Below are 4514 nucleotides of genomic sequence, written 5' to 3'. Positions count from 1 at the left end.
GCAAGCGGGCCGGACGATCTGGCGTATGTGATCTACACGTCGGGATCGACGGGACAGCCGAAAGGGGTCATGGTCGAGCACGGCAGCTTAACGAACATGATGGTCGCGCTGCATAGTAAATATCCTTGCGGGAACGAAGAAGCTTATTTGCTGAAGACGAGCTATACGTTCGACGTGTCGTTGACGGAACTGTTCGGATGGATACCGGGCGGAGGGAAAGTGGTGGTGGCAGCGCCGGGCGCCGAGAGAGATCCAGGGGAGTTGCTCCAAGTCATTGGGGATAACCGGGTGACACATGTCAATTTTGTTCCTTCCATGCTGCAGCTGTTCATGGTGGAGGCGGAAAGGAGCGGGGGAGCGGCTCTATCACTGCAATACCTGTTTATCGCGGGCGAAGCGTTGCCGACGGAGATGGCTTGGCGAGCATGCGAGCAGTGGCCGCATGCCCGAATCGAGAACATTTACGGGCCGACGGAGGCCACTATTTACGCGACGCAAGAGGCGGTAACTCGGCAAACGGAGAAGGTTGGAATCGGCAAGCCGCTGCCGAACGTTCGCACGTATGTCGTCGACCGGTCGAACAAGCCGCAGCCGATCGGGGTGCCAGGGGAGCTGTGCATCGCAGGAGACGGTTTGGCGCGCGGATACATGAACCGCCCGGAGCTGACGGCGGAGAAGTTCGTGGACAACCCGTTTGAACCTGGGGAGCGGATGTACCGGACGGGAGACCTGGCGAGATGGCTGCCGGACGGGAATCTGGAGTACATGGGCCGAATTGACGAGCAAGTGAAAATCCGGGGATACCGGATCGAGACAGGCGAAATCGTACACCGTCTGCTGCAGCACACGGACGTGAAGGAAGCGGTGGTCATCGCCCGGAAGGATGAGCAGGGCGAAGCGTACCTCTGCGCGTATGTGGTGAGCGTGGAAGCATTCGAGGCCTCCGAGCTACGTTCATATTTGAAGCGCAGCCTGCCGGAGTACATGGTGCCGCCGTATCTGGTAGAAGTGGAGCGGATTCCGCTGACAGCTAACGGGAAGGTAGACCGGAAGGCGCTGCCGGAGCCGCAGGGGCTGGTGCAGGCAGGAAACGAATACATCGCACCGCGGAGCGAGACGGAAGCGAAGCTGGCGGCGATTTGGCAGAACGTGCTTGGCCTTTCACAGCCGGTGGGCATCCGGGACAACTTCTTCGAGCAGGGTGGCGATTCGATCAAAGCGATCCAGATCGTGTCGAGGTTAGGCTCGGAAGGCCTGAAGCTGGTCGTCCGGGATATGTTTACGCATCCGACGATCGAGGAAGTCAGCCGCTATATTCAGACGAAGTTGCAGGCAGCGGCCGAAGAAGCGGCCGTGGAGGGTGAAGTTGCACTCAGCCCGATTCAGCATTGGTTTTTCGAACAGGATTTCTCGCAAAGTCATCACTGGAATCAGGCGATGATGCTGTACCACCCGGACGGTTTCCGGGAAGCGATCGTGGAAGAAGTTGTAGTCAAGCTGACGGAGCACCACGATGCGCTGCGGATGGTGTATAAGCAGGACACAGGGAAGATCGTACAGATGAACCGGGGGACAGAAGACCAAGCGTTCCGCCTGCAGGTCTTCGACGTCTCGGGGGAAGCGGACGTCAGCGCGGCGGTCGAGCGGAAGGCGACGCAGGTCCAGCAGGCGATGAATCTGGAAACCGGCCCGCTGATGCAGCTGGGATTGTTCCGGACAGGCAGCGGCGATCATCTGCTGATTGCGATCCATCACCTTGTTGTAGACGGGGTGTCCTGGCGGATTCTGTTGGAGGATTTCGCGGCGGGATACGAGCAGCGGCTGCACGGCGAACCTGTCGCGCTGCCGGGCAAAACGCATTCCTACCGGACGTGGTCGGGGCGGATAGGGAACTATGCACAGAGCCGGAAACTGCTGAGGGAAGCTGCATATTGGCGGCAGGAAGAAGGCGCCAAGGTTAAGCCGCTGCCCAAAGACGGGGAAAGCGGCGGAGTCCGTACAATCGGGAGCAGTACCAGCCTGGCGATTAGCTTAAGCGAGACGGAAACGAAAAACCTGCTGACGGGAACGCACCATGCGTACAAGACGGAAATAAACGACGTGCTGCTCGCGGCGCTTGGTTTAGCTGTGCAGGAATGGACGGGTCATGAGACGCTGGCCATTCATCTGGAGGGCCACGGCCGGGAAGAAGTATTGGACAACGTGGACGTGACGAGAACGGTCGGTTGGTTTACGAGCATTTATCCGGTCGTCTTTGAGTTGAAGAAGGCGAAAGGGATAGCCTACTGGGTCAAATCGTTCAAGGAGAAGCTGAGAGGGATTCCGAACAAAGGCGTGGGATACGGTGCGCTGAAGTATTTGACGCCAGCGGAGAGCAGCGGAATTGGAAGCGGGATGGCACCGGAAATCAGCTTCAACTACTTGGGGCAATGGGATCGGGAAATGAATACCGGGGTCATGTCGATGTCTGGCCTTCCCACGGGGGGCCAGGTGAGTTTGCAAGCGGAACGGGCTAATGCGCTGGACATTGTAGGAAGTGTAATGGACGGAAAACTGACGCTGGCCTTGACGTATGACAAGCAGGAGTTTGGCGAAAGCACGATGCAAGCCTTACTGGACAATTACAAGAAGCAGCTGCTTTCGATCGTCGACCATTTGATGCAGCAAACCGAGACCGAACTGACCCCGAGCGATGTGAGCAGCGAAGCAATGCCATTCGCCACTTTTGATAAAATTTGCGATCAGTTGGCAAGTAGTGGCAGCGGCGAGATAGTTTCCATATACTCGCTGTCTCCAATGCAAGAAGGCATGCTGTTCCAAGAATTAAGGGAACCGCAGTCATCCGCTTACTTTGAACAAATGTCGTTTATGATTCAAGGATCGCTGCATAAAGGCCATCTGGAGAAGAGTCTTTCTCTCCTGATGGAACGGTACGATATCTTCCGAACGGTGTTTATGTACGAGGAATTGGAAAGACCGTTGCAAATCGTACTTAAAAAGCGCAATCCGTTGATCGTATTTGAAGATTACACAGGGTTAACGGAAGATGAAATCAAGCACCATGTGGAGCGGTTCAAGCAATCGGATCGAGAGCGAGGGTTCGATCTCACGAAAGATGTGCTACTGCGGATGGCCATATTGAAGACGGGAGAGAGCCGGTACGAGATCGTATGGAGCCACCATCATATCTTGATGGACGGCTGGTGCAGGAACATCGTCTTTAAAGAATTCTTTTATGTGTATACGCAACTTTGCGGAGACAAAGCGATCGATTTGCCTGCCGTGAAGCCTTACATCCACTTCATCAAGTGGCTGGAAGAGCAGGATCGCGAAGAAGCATTGGGCTATTGGAGAGATTATTTGGCGAGATACGAGCAGCGGGCGTCGATCTCTGCAAGTAGCAATTCTTCCACCAATGGGGCGTACGAGCTGGAAGAAATTCATCATTTGTTCTCAGAGGCATTGACCGAGCGTTTGGCACAATTGAGCAAACGCCATCAGGTTACGATGAACAGCATGATGCAGACGGCATGGGGCATGTTGCTGCGCAGCTACAACAATACCGATGACGTGGTGTTCGGTGCGGTTGTATCGGGGCGTCCTGCGGAAATCGACGGCGTCGAGAACATGGTGGGGCTCTTTATCAACACGCTACCGGTTCGGCTAAGCCCGAACGAAACCGCAGACACGTTCATCGAGACGGTCCAACGGTTGCAGCAACGAGCGTTGGAATCGGAGAAATACGATTACCTTTCATTAGCCGAGGTTCAAGCACAATCGGATCTGAAACAAGACTTGATCGATCATCTATTTGTGTTCCAGAACTACCCGGAAGTTTATGAAGTTAAGGGGCAGGCTGAGAATCAAGATTTTCAGATCACGGATATTCAAAGTTTCGAGCATACCAATTATTCGTTAAGCGTCATGATGTATGTACATGCGAACCAGCTCGTTATTAAAATCGATTTTAATGCGTCGGAACATCGAAGAGATAACATCGAACGGGTCATCAGCCATCTGGAGACCATTCTGGAGCAAGTAGCCGCACGGCCGGAGATGCGGTTGAACGAGATTGAGTTGGCCGGGAAAGAAGAGAAGCGTGAGCTGCTGGAGACGTTTAACGACACGAAGGCGGAGTATCCGAAGGACCAAACGATTCATGTGCTGTTCGAGGAGCAAGCAGAGCGGACGCCGGAAGCTATGGCCGTCGTATTCGAGTCTGAACGGGTGACGTATGGGGAGCTGAATGCGAAGGCGAACCAGCTGGCGCACGTACTGCGCAGTTGTGAGGTTGGAGCGGAGCGGATCGTAGGAATCATGTCAGAGCGCTCGGTGGAGATGATCGTGGGAATTCTCGCGATCCTGAAAGCGGGCGGGGCGTACTTGCCGATCGACTCGGCGTACCCGGAGGAGCGGATCGCATATATGCTGGAAGACAGCGGTGTCGATCTCCTGCTCGTATACGGAGACGGAGAAGTACCGCAAGACTACGAAGGAAGCGTGCTAAAGCTGGC

The 4514-nt window shown here is 55.1% G+C and carries 1 protein-coding gene; it reads left to right on the top strand.

Translation table 11 applies throughout. The features are described 5' to 3' along the window. The coding region (locus tag ACFSX3_RS26255) for an amino acid adenylation domain-containing protein (RefSeq protein ID WP_379313455.1) at positions 1-4514 on the top strand (4514 nt) is incomplete at both ends.

Origin of the sequence: Paenibacillus rhizoplanae (assembly GCF_042684125.1) — a bacterium.
Taxonomy (GTDB): Bacteria; Bacillota; Bacilli; order Paenibacillales; family Paenibacillaceae; genus Paenibacillus_AQ; species Paenibacillus_AQ rhizoplanae.
Note: the sequence above shows the minus strand (reverse complement) of the source record. Positions and strands in the feature narration are given on the sequence as shown.